Source organism: cyanobacterium endosymbiont of Epithemia clementina EcSB, from assembly GCF_029919255.1.
Lineage (GTDB): Bacteria > Cyanobacteriota > Cyanobacteriia > Cyanobacteriales > Microcystaceae > Rippkaea.
The window spans coordinates 517,361-537,990 of record NZ_CP123991.1; the positions used below are offsets into that span (position 1 = coordinate 517,361).

At 33.3% G+C, this 20,630-nt stretch carries 13 protein-coding genes and 1 tRNA gene; 4 read left to right on the forward strand and 10 right to left on the reverse strand.

Going from position 1 to position 20,630, the window contains the following annotated elements; all coding sequences use genetic code 11:
* Positions 1-449: 449 nt before the first annotated feature.
* On the forward strand, positions 450-917 hold the full coding sequence (locus P3F56_RS01635; protein WP_281153025.1) for a hypothetical protein: 468 nt from the start codon (positions 450-452) through the stop codon (positions 915-917).
* A 1,792-nt stretch (positions 918-2,709) separates the two neighbouring features.
* Here P3F56_RS01635 and P3F56_RS01640 read toward each other — a convergent pair.
* The 4 genes from P3F56_RS01640 to leuS form a co-directional block, all read right to left on the reverse strand.
* Positions 2,710-3,738: an AI-2E family transporter gene (locus P3F56_RS01640; protein WP_281153026.1), complete on the reverse strand. Its 1,029-nt coding sequence runs from the start codon at positions 3,736-3,738 to the stop codon at positions 2,710-2,712.
* Positions 3,735-3,965 (reverse strand): hypothetical protein, encoded by a 231-nt coding sequence (locus P3F56_RS01645; RefSeq protein ID WP_281153027.1) that lies wholly within the window; start codon positions 3,963-3,965, stop codon positions 3,735-3,737. The genes P3F56_RS01640 and P3F56_RS01645 overlap by 4 nt, the downstream gene beginning before the upstream one ends.
* Before the next feature lie 692 nt (positions 3,966-4,657).
* A tRNA-Ala gene (locus tag P3F56_RS01650) sits at positions 4,658-4,730 on the reverse strand.
* A 1,738-nt stretch (positions 4,731-6,468) separates the two neighbouring features.
* Positions 6,469-9,045 (reverse strand): leucine--tRNA ligase, encoded by a 2,577-nt coding sequence (leuS, locus tag P3F56_RS01655; RefSeq protein WP_281153028.1) that lies wholly within the window; start codon positions 9,043-9,045, stop codon positions 6,469-6,471.
* 1,130 nt (positions 9,046-10,175) lie between these two features.
* Here leuS and rpmI point away from each other — a divergent pair.
* The 3 genes from rpmI (at position 10,176) to P3F56_RS01670 (ending at position 12,258) form a co-directional block, all read left to right on the forward strand.
* Complete coding sequence (gene rpmI / locus P3F56_RS01660) at positions 10,176-10,379, forward strand: 50S ribosomal protein L35 (protein WP_281153677.1); 204 nt, start codon at positions 10,176-10,178, stop codon at positions 10,377-10,379.
* A gap of 77 nt (positions 10,380-10,456) precedes the next feature.
* Complete coding sequence (gene rplT / locus P3F56_RS01665) at positions 10,457-10,810, forward strand: 50S ribosomal protein L20 (RefSeq protein WP_281153029.1); 354 nt, start codon at positions 10,457-10,459, stop codon at positions 10,808-10,810.
* Between the two features lie 134 nt (positions 10,811-10,944).
* Complete coding sequence (locus tag P3F56_RS01670) at positions 10,945-12,258, forward strand: four-carbon acid sugar kinase family protein (protein WP_281153030.1); 1,314 nt, start codon at positions 10,945-10,947, stop codon at positions 12,256-12,258.
* A gap of 414 nt (positions 12,259-12,672) precedes the next feature.
* Here the strand turns inward: P3F56_RS01670 and P3F56_RS01675 are convergent, their stop codons facing one another.
* The 6 genes from P3F56_RS01675 to P3F56_RS01700 all read right to left on the reverse strand — a co-directional run bounded on the left by P3F56_RS01675 (position 12,673) and on the right by P3F56_RS01700 (position 20,580).
* A complete protein-coding gene (locus P3F56_RS01675; protein ID WP_281153031.1) occupies positions 12,673-15,270 on the reverse strand; it encodes a TIGR03960 family B12-binding radical SAM protein in 2,598 nt (865 codons plus the stop codon).
* Between the two features lie 88 nt (positions 15,271-15,358).
* Positions 15,359-15,712: an STAS domain-containing protein gene (locus tag P3F56_RS01680; RefSeq protein ID WP_281153032.1), complete on the reverse strand. Its 354-nt coding sequence runs from the start codon at positions 15,710-15,712 to the stop codon at positions 15,359-15,361.
* An 831-nt stretch (positions 15,713-16,543) separates the two neighbouring features.
* The gene (locus P3F56_RS01685; RefSeq protein WP_281153033.1) at positions 16,544-17,515 is read right to left on the reverse strand and encodes an NAD-dependent epimerase; all 972 of its coding nucleotides are present in this window, start codon (positions 17,513-17,515) and stop codon (positions 16,544-16,546) included.
* 190 nt (positions 17,516-17,705) lie between these two features.
* Entirely contained in the window at positions 17,706-17,891 is a 186-nt protein-coding gene (locus P3F56_RS01690; RefSeq protein WP_281153034.1) for a glycosyltransferase, read from the reverse strand.
* Positions 17,892-17,988: 97 nt separating this feature from the next.
* Complete coding sequence (locus P3F56_RS01695) at positions 17,989-18,120, reverse strand: hypothetical protein (RefSeq protein WP_281153035.1); 132 nt, start codon at positions 18,118-18,120, stop codon at positions 17,989-17,991.
* Between the two features lie 1,572 nt (positions 18,121-19,692).
* The gene (locus P3F56_RS01700) at positions 19,693-20,580 is read right to left on the reverse strand and encodes a succinate--CoA ligase subunit alpha (RefSeq protein WP_281153036.1); all 888 of its coding nucleotides are present in this window, start codon (positions 20,578-20,580) and stop codon (positions 19,693-19,695) included.
* Between the last annotated feature and the right edge of the window lie 50 nt (positions 20,581-20,630).

Here is a 20,630-nt window from a genome sequence, read left to right on the forward strand (position 1 = left end):
AAGTAATTATCACTGAGTCTAAGCGATTCAGAAAGAGAAAATAGATTAATTTCGTTACTAACAATCGTTAGAAAACTTTAAAAACTGACAGTTTACCAATAGTTGTTAGGTTCTCTGGTATTATCGCATCGTACTCGACAGCTTTTTGCAAGGCTATCGAGTACGCATAGGAGCGAAACGCTTGAGCTTATTTTAGAAGACTTTAAACGCTGGGTCGTATTGTTAAAAAATCGAACATATTTTAAAGCTTATTCTAGTAATCTATTAGTGTTTACCAAAAGTAAATTTTTTGAGCAGATGATTTAGTTTTTTAAAAAATATGTTTTTCACTTTCTATATTTACCTTCCAAAAAATAATTGGATTGATATTAAAAATTAAGAAAAAAGTATTTTTATGAAATTTCTGTTAAGATAAAAAAAGTTGTCTTTTTGTTCAAGTTATTCTTTCCATGAAACTTAATTTTCAAAAAATAGCGGCTTTATTAGCGATATTTACGATAACTCTTCCCCGTCAGATACTAGCTCAAAATCTACCGGCTGAAACCTATCAGCCTGGCTATTGGCAACCTGTAGATAGATTTGATGTTCAACGTTCGGTAGAAGTTTTATTGATTAATAAGACAGAAATACCTTTGGAGTATGACATAACTGATCTAAAGTCAACTAATCCACAAGCCCTTAAGGCTGGAGAAATGGGAACATTAAAAAATTTTGGTGACTCTGCTTATATTGTTGTTTATCCAATCATTTCTGTTGATCCTAATAATCCCTTAACCCTTAGATTCAATGTCAAAGTAGAAGAAGATAACCAAATTATCGTCATTATTGAAAAAGGCATAATCAGTAAAAAAAATCCTGATTTTTTAGGACATCGAGCTATTAATTTACAAAAAAACGGGGGGATTTATTTATACTAAATTTTATTTAAATTTTATTTGTTCTAGATATTTTAGACTAAAAATACTAAATTAATAACCGACAAATTATAAAACCCTTATTATGAACGGTATTCTGTAACTTCATAAACTTGGTTTTTGTAAAGATTAAGTGTCTGGAATCTTAAAAATTTTGCAATTTTTGTAAAGTAAAACTTTCGAACTTTATTTACTATAATGTTTTCACAGCCAGTCTAGAAAAACGTCAATTATCTAAATTTTCAAGTCTTCTGAAAATCAGGAGGAATAACACTTGGCGAAATTAAACTAGATGGAGAATCACGATCTAAGTTCTGACTATTATATGTAGATTTTAACCTTGCTATGATAATTAATTCGATCATATACTACTATTAATATCTATCCCTGTTCAAAATCAGGGAAATTAGGGACAAAATCGGTTTCGATGGATAACTTACCTTTCTAATATTTACAATAGTTAGAGTTCTTTTTTGAAGATAAAAACTGGCTATCACCCCAAATAGTTCTTGATTTAAACAAGTATTATCTAAGTTAATTTACAGACAAGTATGACGCCAATTATTTCCCACTTCATGGGATAAAAAAACGTGGAAATTGCAACTACAATCCAAATAATTATTCTGTATTGAACACATTGCCTATTTATAAATTAAGATATATATTTCAAATGGTTATTTGAGCGGTACTTTATGATTTTTGGATAGTAACTTATTTTTAATTTTGATTAATGATTAAATCAGAATAACGAACAATTTTAATAAAAATATTTTCCTCATTATCCACATATCTATTCTCATGGTGCTATTTAAACCAATACCTAGTTTTACTGGGACTAACTAAGCAGAGACTTTTATAGTTAAAGACTAAAACTTCAGTGTCTAATTCATAGTTCCATTCCATGGAATCACTAAAATTTTAAAATCCTAAAGCAGTTAATTATAAGTTAAGACGAATAAAAAAAACTAAAAAACTAGATACTTTTAGTCCATCAAAAAATTAAAGATTATATGCACTCTTTATTAAAAAGTTAAATAATTATTTAATAATTTTTGTCGTTACACTACTTCAATAGAGATTGAGGTTTATTTTGACTCCAATAGATGATTATAAATATTTCCTGTTCTTGGCTCAATTTTAGGATGAACAAAGATTCTTCTAAGTTTAAGTGAGATAAATAATTTGATCCAACAGTTTCTAACTTTAACGTTTCTAATTCTAGACTATAGAGGCAACTTACTTCTCTTCCATCCAAAAGGCTAATAACTTAGCTTTTAAAGCTAAAATTGAGTTTTTAGCTAAGTTATTAACTTATTTTCAAATTTTTTAAAAATTATCCTGGGACAATTACACCAAAATTAGAATATAAAAATTGGTTAGCTTAGGTTTCTTGTTGAGATCTTTTAGTTTGAACATAACGATAGGTGACTGTTACACTTTTCTAGCTGACGTAGATTGCTAAAATAGTACCATCTTGATCTAATTAGTCTCCAACTATTTTTATTCCTAATTCCAGTTTTACTGTTCTATTAACATAAGGGATTTCCTAATAAAATAGGCAAGGATCGTAAAAAGTATTCTTGAGCTAGTTAGTTGAGTGCCTTTGACTAAGCTATTATAAGTCTAATAATTAAAACTATCATATTTGCATAGTTAAGAGCATAATTCAGATTACCAGAATAAAAAGTATTTTAACTTCTATATTCTTTAATTTTTATCAAAAAATATAACACTTTCGATGTCTATTTAGTAGAAGTAATCAATAATTTAATTTGTTTCTAAGCTATACTCTTATTTATGATTTGTCTTGCCAAACATCTAAAATATCTGTAGCTAATATTTCCTTCAACCAAACTTTGCTAACTACCGCTAGAGGCAAAGCAAGAAAAAATCCTAAAATACCAAATATAATAGTAAAAAATAGTTGAGACAATAGAATGAGTGCTGGTAGTAAAGAGATTTTTTTATGTATAACTAAGGAGTTTAAAAAATGAGTTTGTATCTGGTGTATTGAAACATATAAAATGATAACAATGATCGATTTCCAGGGACTTTCTAGAAGAGCAATAGCCACAGGAGGAACAACACTTAAAACAAAACCTATATTAGGTATAAAGGCAAGAATTCCTGCTAACATAGCTTGAGATAGTGCTAGAGGAATTTCTAATGCTAATAATCCCAGAAAACTTAATAAGGCTATCACTAGAATGTCAAACAAAACACCAATCAACCATCCTTGTAATGCTTCATCACATTGATATAAAATATCATCAATTTTTTTCCTATAAAATGATGGAAATAGCCGTATAAATCCCTGGCGATAAGGTTGAGGATTAGCCAATAACATAAGGGTTAGTGCTAACAATAAAAGTAAACTTAAGGGAATAGCAATAGTATTGTAAAATACAGACAAGCCCTGTCCAGCAATTTGATTAACTAAAGGTCGTAACTGTTGAGTCAGTTCTTGCGTATTAGGGAAATTAAGAATCCATTCTGGATCAAGTTTAGAAATAAATTCTTTTAAGCTTATGATTAACTGTTCAATGCCTTGAGAAACTAACTGAATTAACTCTGGAAATTGGTTAGTGAAAGGAGGAACAATGATTAAAAAAAAACCAACTATAGTAGCTAGTAATATTCCCGTGGAAAGTAAAACTCCATAACTCCGTCTAATGCCCTTATCTTGGAACCATTTAACTAAATGGTTCAATCCATTAGCAATCACAACAGCTGCAAAAAACAACGACAATAGTTGGCGTATTTGCCATAAAATATGGAGAGCAATAGCTATAACTATAAATCCAAGCCATTGAGAAAAATTCATCTGATTGAATCCTTATCAATATAAGGATCGATTGAGGGTTGATTTCTCAGTCTCCATACTAGGGCACAAACCATCAACAGAGGAGAAATGGCAATTCCTATGATTGCATTGAACGTAGTGGGGGTAATCGCCACCCGTTCTTCTCTATACTTAATGACAATCGAAAGAACGATCAAAAGTCCCAAAACTTTTATCATAAAGCCAATTTGATAATCAATTATGTCCATGGTTTTGTCTAAATTGGTTAAATTTAACCGAAATTAAATCTTTATTACTTTTTACCTTGATAGGCTCTCTTCTCAAGTACAAAAATTCTAAGCGTTTTTACTAAAAAATATAAGTCTAAGTTTAATGACTAATCATCAATACAGTCAAGCTCTAAATGAGCAGCATTGTAAAAATTTTCGATGTCTAAACATAAGAATAAAAATAAAAAATTTTACTAATTATAAAGATTGTTAACAGCCTTAAACCGACATTAAGTATAAGATCATACAATCTATCACATTCTTGACCAAGTCAAACAAAGTAACGCAGACAGGATGGGAAAATAAAATTGATCTCAATAACAAGTAATTAACCAAGTTTCCACTGGAAAGATTAAATCCCTTAGAAGTAAGATTAAAATTCGATATTTGCATTTATTGGCTGGATTTAACCAGCGTTTATAATGAGGAGTTCGAATATCAGTTGACCATTGATGAATCTAAGGCTTATTATTTTTCATAATCACTAGTAAAAATCTTTGGTTTGAGTGGACCAAGTCTCGTCTTTTATGGGACATAATATAAATATCTACGAAGGGAACTCCTCAAGAAATTGGAGATCAGAGGTTCAAAAATCTAATCTAAACCCTACAATGAGATATTAAGTCTTGTGACGGAATTAGTTCCGATTATTTATAACTGCTGTTTAAAAATGGAGAATAGGGGAGTCGAACCCCTGACCTCTGCGGTGCGATCGCAGCACTCTACCAACTAAGCTAATTCCCCATAAGGTTTCACGACCCATTATCATAACATTTAATGCTCGTATTTGTTATCTTCTGTAATTTCTTGCTAACAATTCTTAATTTTTATGTCGCTTTCCGCCTCTGGAAAATTCACTGTCTCCTTGTTAAGATTACTAAAATCTCAACAAGGATTGAACGACATACCGACTACATTTTCAAGCAGCTCTCTGTAGTAATTATGGATAGACAACTCCAAATTTATCAAATCAGACAACTTTATCAAAAACTCACTTGGAAACTTCAAAAATTACAACAAAGTTTACAGTTAATTAATCTAGGATTTTACTGTTGTAAACGTCATTTTTAAATAGTAATAGATAAAATATCAATATAAATTGATTATTTAGTTAAATCTTGAACTGATTAATTGATTTGTAATTTACCCCTGAAGCAATTCAAACAGATTGACCTAAACTGTCCATAGTGCAATATCAACATTCACAATTTATTTGTGCTGAAAAATTTTAACTAATTCACGGAAAAATTTGTAATTTTTTTAAAAAAACTAAGAATAGATAAAAGTAACCATGATAGTTAATATTTCTTCTAAAGAGAAAGCAGTAAAAAATAGATTAATAGATACTCTGTTTTTAACAATTTAATTAAAATAAAAAACACACTTAAAAATAACTATATTTTTAAGTGTGTTTTTTAGGTATTTTTAAAATTTATGAAATCTAATTTAAAAGGATAGAATTGTCGTATTTTAGTTTTTGACTAGTTACTCACCACTTTAATTATAAATACTACTTAATATAGACAACTGTTTCTAACTTTTTTATATATAGAGAAAGTTAGAAAAATCTTTTATTTTTTTCATGAAACCAAAATAATGGAACGTTTATGATCTTAATCTACTAAAAGTCGTTATAAGTTAGATATAAAAATGATAATTCATCAATTACTTGATTTTTTACTGCTATATAAATTATATGAATTTACCATTTTACACCTTATTAATTATTAATTATACATAATTTAGGTTTTTGATTTTTTATAAAAAAAATATCAGTAAGTATAAATAGAATTAAAACTATAGATAACATTTTTATTTATCTATTCTCTGTACTGTTTTAATCAAAAAATATTGCACATTAATTTTGGATTAACAATGTTACTATTTTTCAGTATTACTAATTAATAAAACTGAACTTTCTGAGGTAATAGCAGACTAAGTTAATTTTAGTTGAATTTACGAATGCATTATTGTCTTAACGTCTAATAATTTTTCACTCGACTTTATCGCTCAAGAAAAATGTACTAAAAGATCAAAATTCTAAATAATTATCACTTAACAATTTGTATTTATTATCATCATAGTTGCGTTCTATTTCAGACTGTCAATTAGTTTGTTTGTAATTACACTGAGTTTTTTAGCTTTTAATTTTAGAAATAAAATTAAAAGCTAACTTATAGTACTACATACTTTATTAGCTATTTTTTAATGCCTAGCGTAAAAAATAGCCAATAATTATTACTGAATAGCTGCTTGGTTAGCATACTAAAATTTTATATACTATACTCATATATAATTTTATCTTCATTATTTATTTATTTATTTAAATAAATAAATTAGTTTACTTTTAAAGACTTGTATCAATCACTATTGTTATAACTAACGATTAATTTAAATTAACTTATACCTCATACTTTTTTATGCTACTTATTTCCATTCATCTCTGTCAATGAGGTGGACAATAATTGCCCACCTTTCAATGTTATTGTACAACTACAAAATTAACTAACTTTCCAGGTACAACAATAATTTTTTTTACTTCTTTTCCGTCTAAATAGTGTTGTGCAATTTCTGACTTATAAGCCAGTTTTTTTAATTCATCTTTAGTTGCAGTTGCTGATACTTGAATAGTTCCTCTTGTTTTACCCATGACCTGAATAACGAGGGTAATTTCATCCACAATTAAAGCATCAGGATCAAGTTTTGGCCAACTTGCTAAATGAATAGAGTTTTTATGTCCTAAATTGTGCCATAATTCCTCAGTGATATGGGGAGCAAACGGTGCAAGTAAAAGCAATAAGGTTTCTATTCCTTCTTGATAAACTTCAGAATCTAAACATTTTCCTTCATTAAGTGCATTACTTAACTTCATTAGTTCTGAGACAGCAGTATTAAATTGATAGTCTCCTTTTAAGTCTTCGGATATCTCTTTAATTGCCGTATGGATTGCCCGTCGTAAGTCTTTTTCAACTTTGATTAGTTCATTAGTTTTTTTAACTTTTTTAGATTTATTGTTAGATTTATTGTTTACATAGTTAGCAACTAACCGCCAAACTCGATTTAAAAACCGAAATTGTCCTTCAACATCTGCATCATTCCATTCTAAATCTTTCTCTGGGGGTGCTTTAAACAGAATAAACATTCGCGCCGTATCTATTCCATATTTTTCAATCACTTTTTCTGGATCAACCCCATTATATTTAGACTTTGACATTTTTTCATAAAAGACTTCTAATTTATCTCCTGTACTAGGGTCTTTAGGATCTTCAGAGTTTACTTGATTTGAGGGAATATATTTACCTGTGTGGGGATTTTTGTAAGTTATTGCCTGTACCATTCCTTGAGTTAAAAGACAGTTAAAAGGTTCATCTACATTAATTAACCCTCTATCTCGTAAAACTTTAGTAAAGAAACGAGAATATAAGAGATGTAAAATGGCATGTTCAATACCTCCTACATATTGATCAATAGCCATCCAATCATTAGCTTTTTCTAAGTTAAAAACTTCGTCTTTATTGTTTGCATCGGTGTAGCGTAAATAGTACCAAGAAGAGTCAATAAAAGTATCCATCGTATCGGTTTCCCGTTTTGCCGGTTCTCCACAACTAGGACAAGTAACATTGATCCAACCTTCCAATCTTGCCAGAGGAGATGCACCCCGTCCTGTAAATTTGATATTTTCTGGCAATTTTACAGGTAAAGCTTCATCAGGAACCGCAACTGTACCGCAACTGGAACAATGAACAACAGGAATAGGACACCCCCAATAACGCTGACGAGAAATCAACCAATCCCGCAAACGATACTGTATCTTGGCCTTGCCATAGCCTTCTTTTTCTGCATATTTGACAATTGCTATTTTGGCTTCTGTAGACTGCATTTTATTGAAATTACCTGAATTAACCATAATTCCAGGTTCAGTATATGCTTCTGTTAAGGTAAGGTTAGTATCCTTTGAGTTTTCGGGAATAATAACAACTTTGATGGGTAACTTCTTCTGGATTGCAAACTCGAAGTCACGGATGTCATGTCCGGGAACTCCCATCACTGCACCTGTACCATATCCATAGAGGACATAATCGGCAATTAAAATGGGTATTTCCTGATTATTAAAAGGGTTTATGGCAATTCCTCCCGTTAAAACACCGCGTTTTGGTTTATCCTCGGCAGTTCGTTCTATTTCACTTTCGTTAGCGACTGTCTTTATAAATAAGTCTACTGCTATTTTCTGTTCTTCTGTGGTAATTTTGGGAGTCAAAGGATGTTCTGGTGCTAAAACTACATAGGTCACACCATAGACAGTATCGGGACGGGTCGTAAAGACAGCTATCTTCTCTTGACTTCCTTTAATAGGAAATTCCAAATGTGCACCCACAGACTTGCCGATCCAATTTTCTTGCATTAATTTAACGCGTTCAGGCCATCCAGGGAGTTTGTCGAGATCTTTTAATAATTCTTCCGCATAATTAGTAATTTTAAAGAACCACTGGCGCAATTGTCTTCGTTCTACTTTAGCACCTGACCGCCAGGAATAACCCTCACTATCTACCTGTTCATTTGCTAACACAGTTTGATCGATGGGGTCCCAATTAACTGCTGCTTCCTTCTGATAAGCTAACCCTGCTTGATAAAATTGCAAAAACAGCCATTGTGTCCATTTATAATAGTCAGGAGAACAAGTAATAATCTCTACGTCCCAGTCAATAGAAAGTCCCAAAGTTTGCAATTGTTGCTTCATTTGAGCGATGTTTTTATATGTCCATTCTGCAGGGGGAATACCGCGATCAATGGCTGCATTTTCAGCCGGAAGTCCAAACGCATCCCACCCCATTGGGTGTAAGACACGGTATCCTTGCAATCGCTTGAGACGGGCGATAACATCAGTGATAACATAGTTGCGAACATGACCCATGTGTAGGTTTCCCGAAGGATAAGGAAACATGGATAATGCATAAAATTTGGGTTTGTCGCTGTTTTCTAAGGTTTTATTTAACTCCTGTTTAACCCAGTCCTGTTGCCATTTTTGTTCAATTGCTGCTGCCTTATATTGAGACTCCACGAATGTTTCTCCACCATTAACATTTTCTCATTATCAATTATCCATGATTGTCGAGGGAAGTCAGAAGTTTGAAGTCCTCAAGTCAGAAATTTTATTAGTTCTTATCGGGAGGGGATAAGCAATCAAGAATTCCTGTAATTTCAGATCTGGCCGAAGTGTCGACAAAAATTTGATTGTATTTCATAAAAGTAAGGTATTGAACAGGTTAATTACCCTAATAGTTTGAACGTCTTTTGTCTGTTTGCTATTTCTTACTATCTTTGTACTTTTTTTTAGAAATTAAATAAAATCATTGGCTGACAATTAAACGGTATAAACGTTATAGTCAGTCATGTTTTTAATTTTTTATTAGACATAGATTTTTTAAAAAATAGATTTAAATTCTATTTATTTGGAGTAATTAATACTAGGGGTTAAAAGCGATTATTCATGAAAATTATCTGTCATTATTTTCCTTTAAAATGTAAAAATTAATCTTAATGAAATTAAACAATTAAGTGTCTCAATTTTCAAAAAGTAAATTTTTGATTTTTCTTGAAAATGAGTATTATCTTCCTCATCAATACATTTTTTATATTTTATATTTTTTTAAATTACTTAAGAGACATTTTTTTTTATTTTAAAAAATAAAATAGTACTATTTTTTAGTATATACGATGTATGAATAAAATTCAAAATCCAAAAAAAACTAAAGCTATACAGCTGGTTAAACCTAAACAAATATTGGAATAAATAATTCAATAATTATCACTGACTAAGTTATCTATTCTTTTAAATGAAAAGGTGTCAGTAAGAAACAAAGATATTGTAGCTGTCTATCCCAATCTCAAATTCCTTAAATTTAACTTGCACTTGTCTGGATTCATGATTAACTGAAAATGATTAGGCATATTGATATCAATAAGCGAGCGTACATTAACATATCTACTTACGACTTTATCTCTATAAGTATCAACAATTGTTAATCTCTGACTTTGCTTGTTATTTGGATCCAGGTTCTCATAACTCCTTATTCTTTCCGAGTTAATCCTAATTAGCTGATTTATGCAGTATAATTACTCAAATTATCCTTGTCTAATTCCATTGGACTGTGGTACAGTGAGGAATTGTTTCAAATTTGTCCTAAGTTTATGCCTAAACTAAAAACTCGCAAAGCTGCCGCTAAGCGTTTTCGTCCAACTGGGAGTGGTAAAAAGATTTTGCGTCGAAAAGCTTTTAAAAACCACCTGTTACAACATAAAAGCTCGGAGCGCAAGTATCGTCGCTTATCCCAACTGTCTTTGGTCAGCGAACAGGATGAACCAAATGTACGTTTAATGCTCCCTTATATGTAAGGGAAAGGTGCAAGAATCTAATCACTGAAACCTAACTCACACGACAACTGTTTAGAAAATTAAGTAGAGAGTCATTTATGACAAGGGTAAAACGAGGTAATGTTGCTCGCAAACGCCGTAAGAAAATTCTTAAATTAGCCAAAGGGTTTAGAGGATCTCACTCTAAACTATTCCGTAGTGCGAATCAACAGGTAATGAAGGCCTTGCGGAATGCTTACCGTGATCGCCGGAAACGGAAACGAGACTTTCGCCGTCTATGGATCACTCGGATTAATGCTGCGGCGCGGATGTACGGGGTTAGTTATAGTCAACTCACTGGCCAACTCAAAAAAGCTAATATTGAACTTAACCGTAAAATGTTAGCGCAATTAGCTATTACAGATCCCCAAGCGTTTGAGAAAGTAGTTGAAATGGCCAAAACAGCTCAATGATTACAATGGAGTCAACAGCGAAGAATTCAGTTAATTGAGGAAACTTCGCTGCAATTCATCAGTCCTCGAAAGAGGTCAGACATTATAAATAAAGCTTTTATGGGACAATAATTAAGGCGGTATGTAGAATAACCATGAATTCACCTCCAAAAATTATTGTCCTTGATGATGACCCCACAGGTTCTCAGACCGTACATAGTTGTTTACTACTGATGCATTGGGATATCGATACCCTACGGTTGGGTTTAACAGATAAAGTCCCCATTTTCTTTGTTCTTACCAATACGAGAGCATTAACTCCAGAAAATGCTGCTACTCTTACGAAAGAAGTTTGTCACAATCTAAAATTAGCCGTTAAAGCAGAGGGAGTTGAAGATTTTCTAGTAGTTAGTCGGTCTGATTCCACACTACGTGGACATTATCCCATTGAAACCGATATCATTACCCAGGAATTAGGTGGATTTGATGCTCATTTTCTTATTCCTGCTTTTTTTGAAGGGGGAAGATTAACCCGTGATAGCATTCATTATCTACACGTGAATGGCGTTTCTACTCCTGTTCATGAAACAGAATTTGCAAAAGATTCTGTTTTTGGCTATCATCATAGTTATCTTCCTGATTATGTAGAACAAAAGACCAATGGACGTATTAAGGCAACAGAAGTAAAACGGTTTTTACTTCGGGATATTCGTCAAGGAAGTGTGAAAAGATTAATGGAATTAAAGAGAAATCAATGTGCAGTTGTTGATGGAGAAAATCAACAGGATTTGGATCAATTTGCACAAGATTTATTGACTGCAGCAGCATCGGGTAAGCGATTTTTGCTTCGTGGTGCAGCTAGTATTCTAACGTCTTTGGCACAATTAGGACTTCAACCGAGCGCCCCCGAAGAAATGGCTAAGTATAAACCCAGCATCAACCCTGGGGTTGTTTTAGTGGGATCTCATGTCGAAAAAACTACTCAACAGCTTAAGCAATTACTAAAAGAAGAAAATGTAGCAGGAATTGAAATAGATATTAAACAGTTGCGGGATAATCCCAGTCAACGGGAAAGTCTACTTGCACAAACTTTAGATAAAGTAAAGGTGGTTTACAAAAAAAATAAAACTCCGGTAATATACACTAGTCGAGAAGAATTAACCTTTAAAAAGACACAAAAACGCTTAGATTTTGGAGTTGAGGTGTCTAGTTTATTAACGGATGTGGTGCAAGGGTTGCCCCACGATATCGGATTTTTAATTAGTAAAGGGGGTATCACTTCTAATGATGTCCTCAGTAATGGGCTAAACTTAAGAACAGTCCGCTTGTTGGGTCAGATTTTAGCAGGATGTTCAATGGTAAGAACATCAGTAGATCACCCAATCTTTCCTGATTTACCGGTAGTTTTATTTCCTGGTAATGTGGGAGATGATCAAGGGTTAGTTAAAGTTTATCGCCGCTTAAGTTAAAATGCGGGGTTAACTAAATGGCTCCATGATCAAAAAGTTAAATTTAAAAGCTTAAAATGCCTAAACTTCAAGTTTTAGTTTTGTAAAAAATATCTCAAAAAATCAAAAGGTTAGAGTGAACTACTAGGAAACAATCAGTGCTTTATCCTCACCAAGCTTGTCGATATTCACAATAACAATAATAAAATTCTTGCCATTGCCCACGATAACTTTCTCCCATCACAGAAAAAAGTTGGCTAATTTACACTTGTCTAATTCTATTAGCAACACCGTGACAATGAAGATAATAAAATGTTATACGATAAACGCTGTTTGAGTCCAAGTGAGAGAAAAAGAATTAAAAGCATCCATTGCTTCAAGTTCCTTCAATAAAGTCAATAAAGTGAATCGGACTGCCTTGACAACTACTACAACTCAACTTATGTCTTGTTTTAATTTGTTGTTTGTTAGAATCAACTGTTGACGGTGAATCTGTAATAATTGTAATTTCTGTTGAGAAATCTGTTCTAACATATAAATCACTTGTTTAGGTTTTAATACTGTCCCATCATTGCGACAACTTCCTAAATATTTCAATACGACAGAATTATCTGTATTATAAGATTCTAGGTATAAATCAAATAAGTACTCTCCTAAATTTACTACAATTTTTTTACCAGATTTTGTAGTTTTTTCCAAACTAATCTTCGGACAATTATTTACCTGATCAATCCAATGTTGCCATTGTCCTAATGAGACCAAATCATGGGGTTTGACGGTAATTAAATAAGCAGCTTTGTCTAATAACTGAGTAGCTGCCAAGGATTTAATTGAGACTTCTTCAACTTGATAAATTGGAATATCTGACGGAAGTTGTGTTGATAAAACTTGAAAGAATTCTCCAAGTTTTATTCTTTCAGTCAATTCAAAATCAACAATTTCTCCATTACTTGTAATTCCTAAACTTAAAGCATTTGCAATCGAAACTCTGGGTCCAGGGTGATATCCCCCTGTACAAGAAATTGGTAATGCCCCACGACGGATTGCTCGATCAAATAATCTGACTAAATCTAAATGACTCACTAAGGCCATTTCCCCAACTTTACCAAACCAAACTCGTATACGTTGCGCCCTATTTTGATTTGGTTGAGACTTTCCCTGAAACTCAGGAATTGGCGGAGGTTCTATTGCTATATTATGACCAAAATCTGGTCCGCACACTCCACAATTAGAGCAACTATTAAAGGCACAATCGGGAACGATTGCTGCTTCTAAGGCCCTTTTCAAATCCGCTTTTAGCCAGGCTTTGTTAATTCCCGTATCAAGATGATCCCAAGGTAAGGCTACGTCATAATCATCTACCGCTTTAAAAATATTCCATTCTCCATTCTTCACCTGACGGTATTTTCCGGTTAACTCCGCCTCGTCGATGGCTTGTTCCCAAGCAGAATGGACTTTATCTACATTTTCCCACCAAGAATCCATTCCTGCTCCTAGTTCCCAAGCACGACGTACCACAGGGGCTAAACAGCGATCACTCCGTCCAACAAAATCTTCCATAGCGGAGATCCGAATATCAGTGTAATTAACTTTAACTCCCCGAACTTTACGAAACGCTTCTCTCAATAATTCCTGTTTACGACGAAATTCACTGCTAGATACAGAATGCCATTGAAAGGGAGTGTGGGGTTTGGGAGTAAAGTTAGAAATTGTTAAGGTAAGTTGGAGTGGTCGCTTGCCCTTGGGACGACATTCTTGTTTTAACCAGCGCACAGTTTCTACAATACCAAGCACATCAAAATCTGTTTCCCCTGGCAAGCCAATCATAAAATAGAGTTTAATTTTATCCCATCCCTGCTCAACAGCGGTTTTGATGCCCCTGAGTAATTCTTCGTTGGTTAACCCTTTATTAATAACATCCCGCAGCCTTTGGGTTCCTGCTTCGGGGGCAAAGGTTAACCCTGACTGACGAATTCCTCCAATGATCTTGGCGATATTTTCATCAAAGCGATCAACCCGTTGACTAGGCAAGGACAAGGAAATATTTTCCTCTTTAAGGCGGTTTTTGATTTCTAACCCTACTGACGGGAGAGAAAGATAGTCGGAACAGCTTAACGAAAGTAGGGAAAATTCGTTATAGCCTGTCTGACGAATTCCTTTTTCAACAGTATCAATGATTTGTTTAGGTTCTACATCTCGTGCTGGACGGGTCAACATTCCTGGTTGACAGAAACGACAGCCACGGGTGCATCCTCGACGTATTTCTAATACTAGGCGATCATGTATAGTTTCTACGAAGGGGACTAACCCAATTGAATAAGCAGGAATAGGGGTCGCTACCCTTCGTAAAATTCGTTTAGGGACATCGGGACGGTTAGGATAGACTGAACTATCTTCAGCGATATCATAGAAACGGGGGACGTAAACCCCTGGAACTTGAGCTAAATCTAAGAGTAAGTCTTCTCTACTCAAGTTGTTAGTTTTTCCCTCTTCGAGCACTAAGCCAATTTCTGGAAGTAATTCTTCCCCATCTCCTAAAGCGACAAAATCGAAAAAGTCTGCAAAGGGCTCAGGGTTAGAGGTTGCAGTTTGTCCTCCTGCCAAAACCAAAGGATAATCTCCCTGGCTGCGTTCTTGCCAAGTTAGGGGGATTTGGGCTAAATCAAGCATTTCTAAAACGTTAGTTATCCCTAGCTCATAGCCGAGGTTAAAGCCCAAGATATCGAACTCAGTGAGGGAACGACGAGATTCCAGAGCAAATAGGGGAGTTTTGGTGTCTCGAAGTTTAGTTGCTAAATCTGGGGCTGGGAGATAAGCGCGGTCGCATAGTTGTCTGGGTTGAGCGTTTAGGATATTGTAGAGAATAATATGACCTAAATTAGAAGCTCCAATTTCGTAGATTTCTGGATAGGTGAGAACCCAATACACATTCGCCTTATCCCAAGGTTTATGCTGAGCTCCCAATTCATTGCCTAGGTAACGGGCAGGTTTGTTGATCTCAGGGGTGATTAATCTTTCTATTGCAACTGTCATAATAAAACCTCCGGCACTTAGACTTCAGAATAAAACCCTGTCGCTTTTCTAAATATATACCGGAAGTTTTGGAAGGTGAGATGCAAGTTTAGGCTGCTACAGCTTTGGGCATTAACAATTCAAACTGACGACGATTCTCAAAAATTTCTAAGGCCTTATCTAATTGGGTTAGCTCAAAAATTATACGTACCGAGGGTTCTAAAGAACACACACTGAACCGCTTGCCCAAACTTTCGGCTAAAGAATAGACATACACTAGTGCCATTAATCCTGCACTGTCAAGAAACCCTACACTGTGCATATCGATCAAAAAGATAGAATGCTTGGAAGAAATTATCGCTTGAGTTAATTCCTGTTGAAAACTAGCTGCATTGGCAGCCGTGATGTAGCCACTGGGCTCAAGGATGGCTAGTTCGTGATCAATAAAATTACTCCTCATCATTGCCATGTATCCTCTGTTTAAAGCAGTTTCCGTGATTAATGTGTACTCAAATTATAACCAGTTATCTGGGAAAAACAGTTAATCGAAATCAGTTGCGTAACTGCAACTTAACTTTAGACAGTTAACTAACATCAATGTCTAGTGTCATGATTTAGTTATTCCTGGTCAAAGAGAAAATCAGTGTTCTTGACATTAGAAATCTTGACTAAATCCTAGTTAACTTCAGTTGTTTTTTAGCAGGTATGGATTCCTGGGATTGTTTTGAGTTCAACTTTCAACTTGAAATCTTAAATTGGTCCACAGTGAAAACTCTATAAATAAAAAGTCGAAAACTCTACTAAAGTTAGTCAAATCCGGACGACTTTAACTAGTCGATGACCTCAGTATCAATCTGAAACAACGGGCTATTTATAGTCTATTTATCCTTTAGTTCGCGTCTTGTTTGTCATCATCAAGAAATGATAAGTCCGCAGACACTGCGGCACCTTAATCTAAATCCTTAAAGTATTAAAATTTTCTTAAAAAATGCAAACGTAAATTCAGCTTACATAAAGTTGTCCAAATCCCTTCATTTTTAGTTTAAACTTCTATATGGTGTAATGATAATGGTGATCAAAACCTATAGAAAGGCTGCTGATAACGGCGAATATTACTGTGGATATCATAGCTATTCGTTTTTTCGATTGAGACCGCGATCACTTTAATATCAAAATTTAGACTATAAACATGTTTTCTGTTCTTGATTTCTAACTTTCAGTTTACTAACCTAAGTTTAGTCAAACCATTTTTTTCTTTCCCAGCAAACGAAAATAAAATAATCATCAGTCATTGTTATTGATAAAACTTTTGGTACCATGCAACAAATTGTCGAAGACCTTGGGTAATTGTAGTCGTCGGTCTGAATCCGATATCGTTGACTAATTCATCTATATCAGCATAAGTCGATAAAACATCTCCAGGTTGCATAGGTAAGAAATTCTTAACCGCTTTCATATTTAAAGCTGTTTCAATTGCCTCAATAAATTTTGTTAATTCTACTGGGTTATTGTTTCCGAGATTATAAATTTTATATGGGGGTTGATTAAGATTATTTAAGGGAGACTTAGGGATAATCCTCACCATAGCTTCAATGACATCGTCAATATAGGTAAAATCACGCTTCATCCTGCCGTAATTGTAAACGTCAATGGGTTTTTTTTCTGTAATCGCTCGAACAAATTTAAAATATGCCATATCTGGTCTTCCCCAAGGACCATACACCGTAAAAAAGCGTAATCCAGTAATAGGAATTTGATATAAATGACTATAGGCATATGCCATTAATTCATTCGCTTTTTTAGTAGCTGCATAAAGAGAAACCGGTCTATCTACATTATCGGTAATAGAAAAAGGAACCTTTTTATTAGAACCATAAACTGAACTAGAAGAAGCAAAAATTAAGTGATTAATATGGTTATGACGACAGCCTTCTAAAAGATTAGCAAATCCAACTAAATTACTATCAATATAAGGTTCAGGATTTTTTATGGAATAACGAACTCCAGCCTGGGCAGCTAGATGCACAACATATTCAAAAGAATATTCTTTAAACAGCTCCATAACCAAAGATCGATGGCTAATATCTAAACGGTTAAATTCAAAGTTATTTTTGGATAACAATCGCTCTAAACGAGCTTGTTTAAGGGTAACATCATAATAGTCGTTGAGATTATCGATTCCACATATTTGGTGGCCTTCTACTAATAATCGTTGTGTTAAATGATATCCAATAAAGCCAGCTACGCCTGTAATTAAAATTTGCATTTTTATTTATTAAAGGTTTTAATTTAAAATTAATGAATCAATGAATCAGGGATTTTATCAGTTTTTATTTAATGAGTGGATCATAAATTTTCATTAGCCGACTATAGTGTGTTTTTCCTGTATATTTAGTTGTAAACTTCATTCTGACTGCATGACACATTCCATCACGCTCGACTGGATGTTTCCATAGTCACTCTATTTTAACTGCTAAATCAATTGAATTGTTAGGATGAAAAAGGAGTCCAGTAGGACTGTGGTCAACTAGTTTAGCGATCACCTCAGTATTAGAAGCAATAACAAGATTACCTCTAGTAAAAGCCTTAATTACTACTTTATTAAAGGTTTTATAGCATTTTGAAGAAAACACTAAAAACATAGCTTTTCTTACCAGTTAATAAATTTATGCCATTGGTCGATAGCCTAGCCGTTCTAATTTCAGAAAATTTTTGAGTAGCCTCCATTGCTTAGTTACACTAAATAACATCTCCGACAATTTTCAGGAGAATTGGGTAATTAAACTGTTTCCAGGCTACTAAAAGAACATTGAGTTCTTCTACAAAAAGTAGCCTAACAGAAAAAGCATAACCCCCTTCCACCTGTTCCATAACCTAATTTTTATCAATTAAATTTACTTAACTACAATTTTTTCTTAGAGCCACTCTTTTTCCATAAATTTATGTTGTGCAAACTAGCTCATAGAAATAAATTGACTTGTCTGGTCCAGGTCGGTATATTTAGGTGTAAGCAGAGGAGAGTAGTAGTTATACTAGTAGTACTTTTGTCTTATCAGTAACAAGCAAAAGCGATTCCAAGTTAGAAAAACAACTTTCCTCAGTAATCTTCACATACTTGTCCATCTTGAAAAAAGAGTCTATTGGGGTATGGTTGGCAATGGTTTTGTAGAGTTTGGATACGAGAATCTCTTTGAGTCGAAGCAGCATATCTCTCTAATGAGAAAATTAATGGGAAAAAATTCTGGGTATGGACGAGTTTAGTAAGCGTTTGTTTGAGTTTGCCTCGCATCGTCTAGTACATTCCATAATAACGGTTTTCATTTAGAAACATTAAAGTGAACAGACAAAAAATGAGGTCGTACCCCATAGATATTCCTACTGAAATTATAGAAACTAACAATAATACCAATTAATTAACTTAACAACTAGCAGAACATTTTTGAGTTAGTTATAGTTTTCTCAGTCTTCTCCTTAGACGTTATTAAATAATAGAAAATATAAAATCATTGCCTTATTTCCGAGGCAAATATTCTTTAATTGAGGCAAAAAACTTTTAGGAGAAAATAACGATGTTACTCTACAAGAACTAGATGGTAGTATAAAAAAATGTTTGAGTTTGTATTATTACTATTGATTGTTCATTGTTCATTTTAAAACTTAAGTTACTTCGCAGATAAACACTTTATTTTTTAGTAATTTAAATAAATTAAATCTTTTTTCAACTATCTTCTATTTTTTCTGTCTACATTGTACTTAATTACACTCTATGTTTATTAGAACATAATAGACTTATTTAAACTTCTAAATATATTTTTTAAGTTTATTTCAATTTTTAATTAAATAATTTTCTTTTCTTGAATAGGCTTTTATTCATTAATCTATTAATCAGATAACAGTATCTAGACTTTTTAAATTTATTTTTCTATCTTCAGTTCTAAATTTATTTAACATATTTTTTGAAAAACTACTTTAATTATTATCTATATTGGTTTATATTTTAAACTTAATGTTAGTTGACAAACTAATATTAAGAGATTTGTTTCTATAAATAAAGTTTTTTAGCTCTTTAATTCAAATCCTTATTCCTCATAATTTTATTTTTTTATTCTGCTAATGGATTAAATTTTCCATAAATGTTCTACTGAAACTAAAATTTATTTCTAAAGTAATTATGCTATTTTTGATAGTCTATGCCTGAAATACTTTTCAAAATAAATATGATCTTCTTAATTCTACAGAATCTTTACTTTTTACTTAACTAAGTTTGGGATTGAATTAGATTTTACGGACAGTATTGTTTCGAGAATAACTGTTAGAGCTATACAGTTCAGCAGAAAGTACTAACGCGTTGATATAAACGTTGATTGAATTAAAGTTAATACCTATGGTTACTTGGATATTTCCCTAGAAAATCATAGTTTTAATTGTCTAGGCAAAGTATTTTTAAGAGATGGCCATTTTAACTAGCTTAATAAGCTCAGTTTGATTTTGAGCTACTTTAACCTTAGCTTTTTCAAAACCATCTATGATGGACTTTACGGAGGAAATTTCTATTACTGACGAAGAGAGTTGAGCGGCCACAATTGTTTTAGCATCCCGAAAATTACGGTCTATAGGAGCATAAAGTCCAGCAATATAAGCAATCACAGGTTTTTTAATAGCTGAGGCAATGTATTCAACCGCACAGAGTTCAGCATGGCTATTGCCTCTTCCTAAAAGAACAATTACTTTAGTGGTACTGTCCTCTTCGAGTATCCGTAACCAATGCTCAAAATTTGAGCCAATAATGAAATCTTTGCCTAAACTAACAACGAGAGACTGACCTAACTTAGCTAGGGTTAATTCTCTAGCTACTTCATCAACTAGGCGATCACAACGACTAATAATCCCCACAGATCCCGGGCTATAAAAGGAATGCTCACATATCCCTAACCAAAACTGATTAGGAACAACTAATCCCTGACTGCCTGAGCCCAAGATAAAAGTCTGGTTAACTTTGGCTTTATGGAGAAGGTCAACCATATCTAGAGGAGGAACCCCTCCGGATATAATCACTAGTTGTCTAATTCCTGAATCCATTGCCTCTAAAGCTGCATCTAAGACTTTATAGGGGGGTGTAAAAATAACACTAATGTCGATGTTTTCGAACTCACTGACAGCTTGTTCTACTAAATTAAAAACTGGAATTCCATCTATCTTTAGACCGTCACCGTTTATACTAATTCCAGCTACGATATTCATCCCAAAAGCTTTCATTTGTTTTCCGTAGATAGTTCCCAGAGGAGTTGTAATTCCCTGGATAATAACTTTACTATCAGCTTGCCATTTCATAAATCAATGAGTTGTCGTGTGATTGAATTGCAATCTTAGTCAGATTAAAT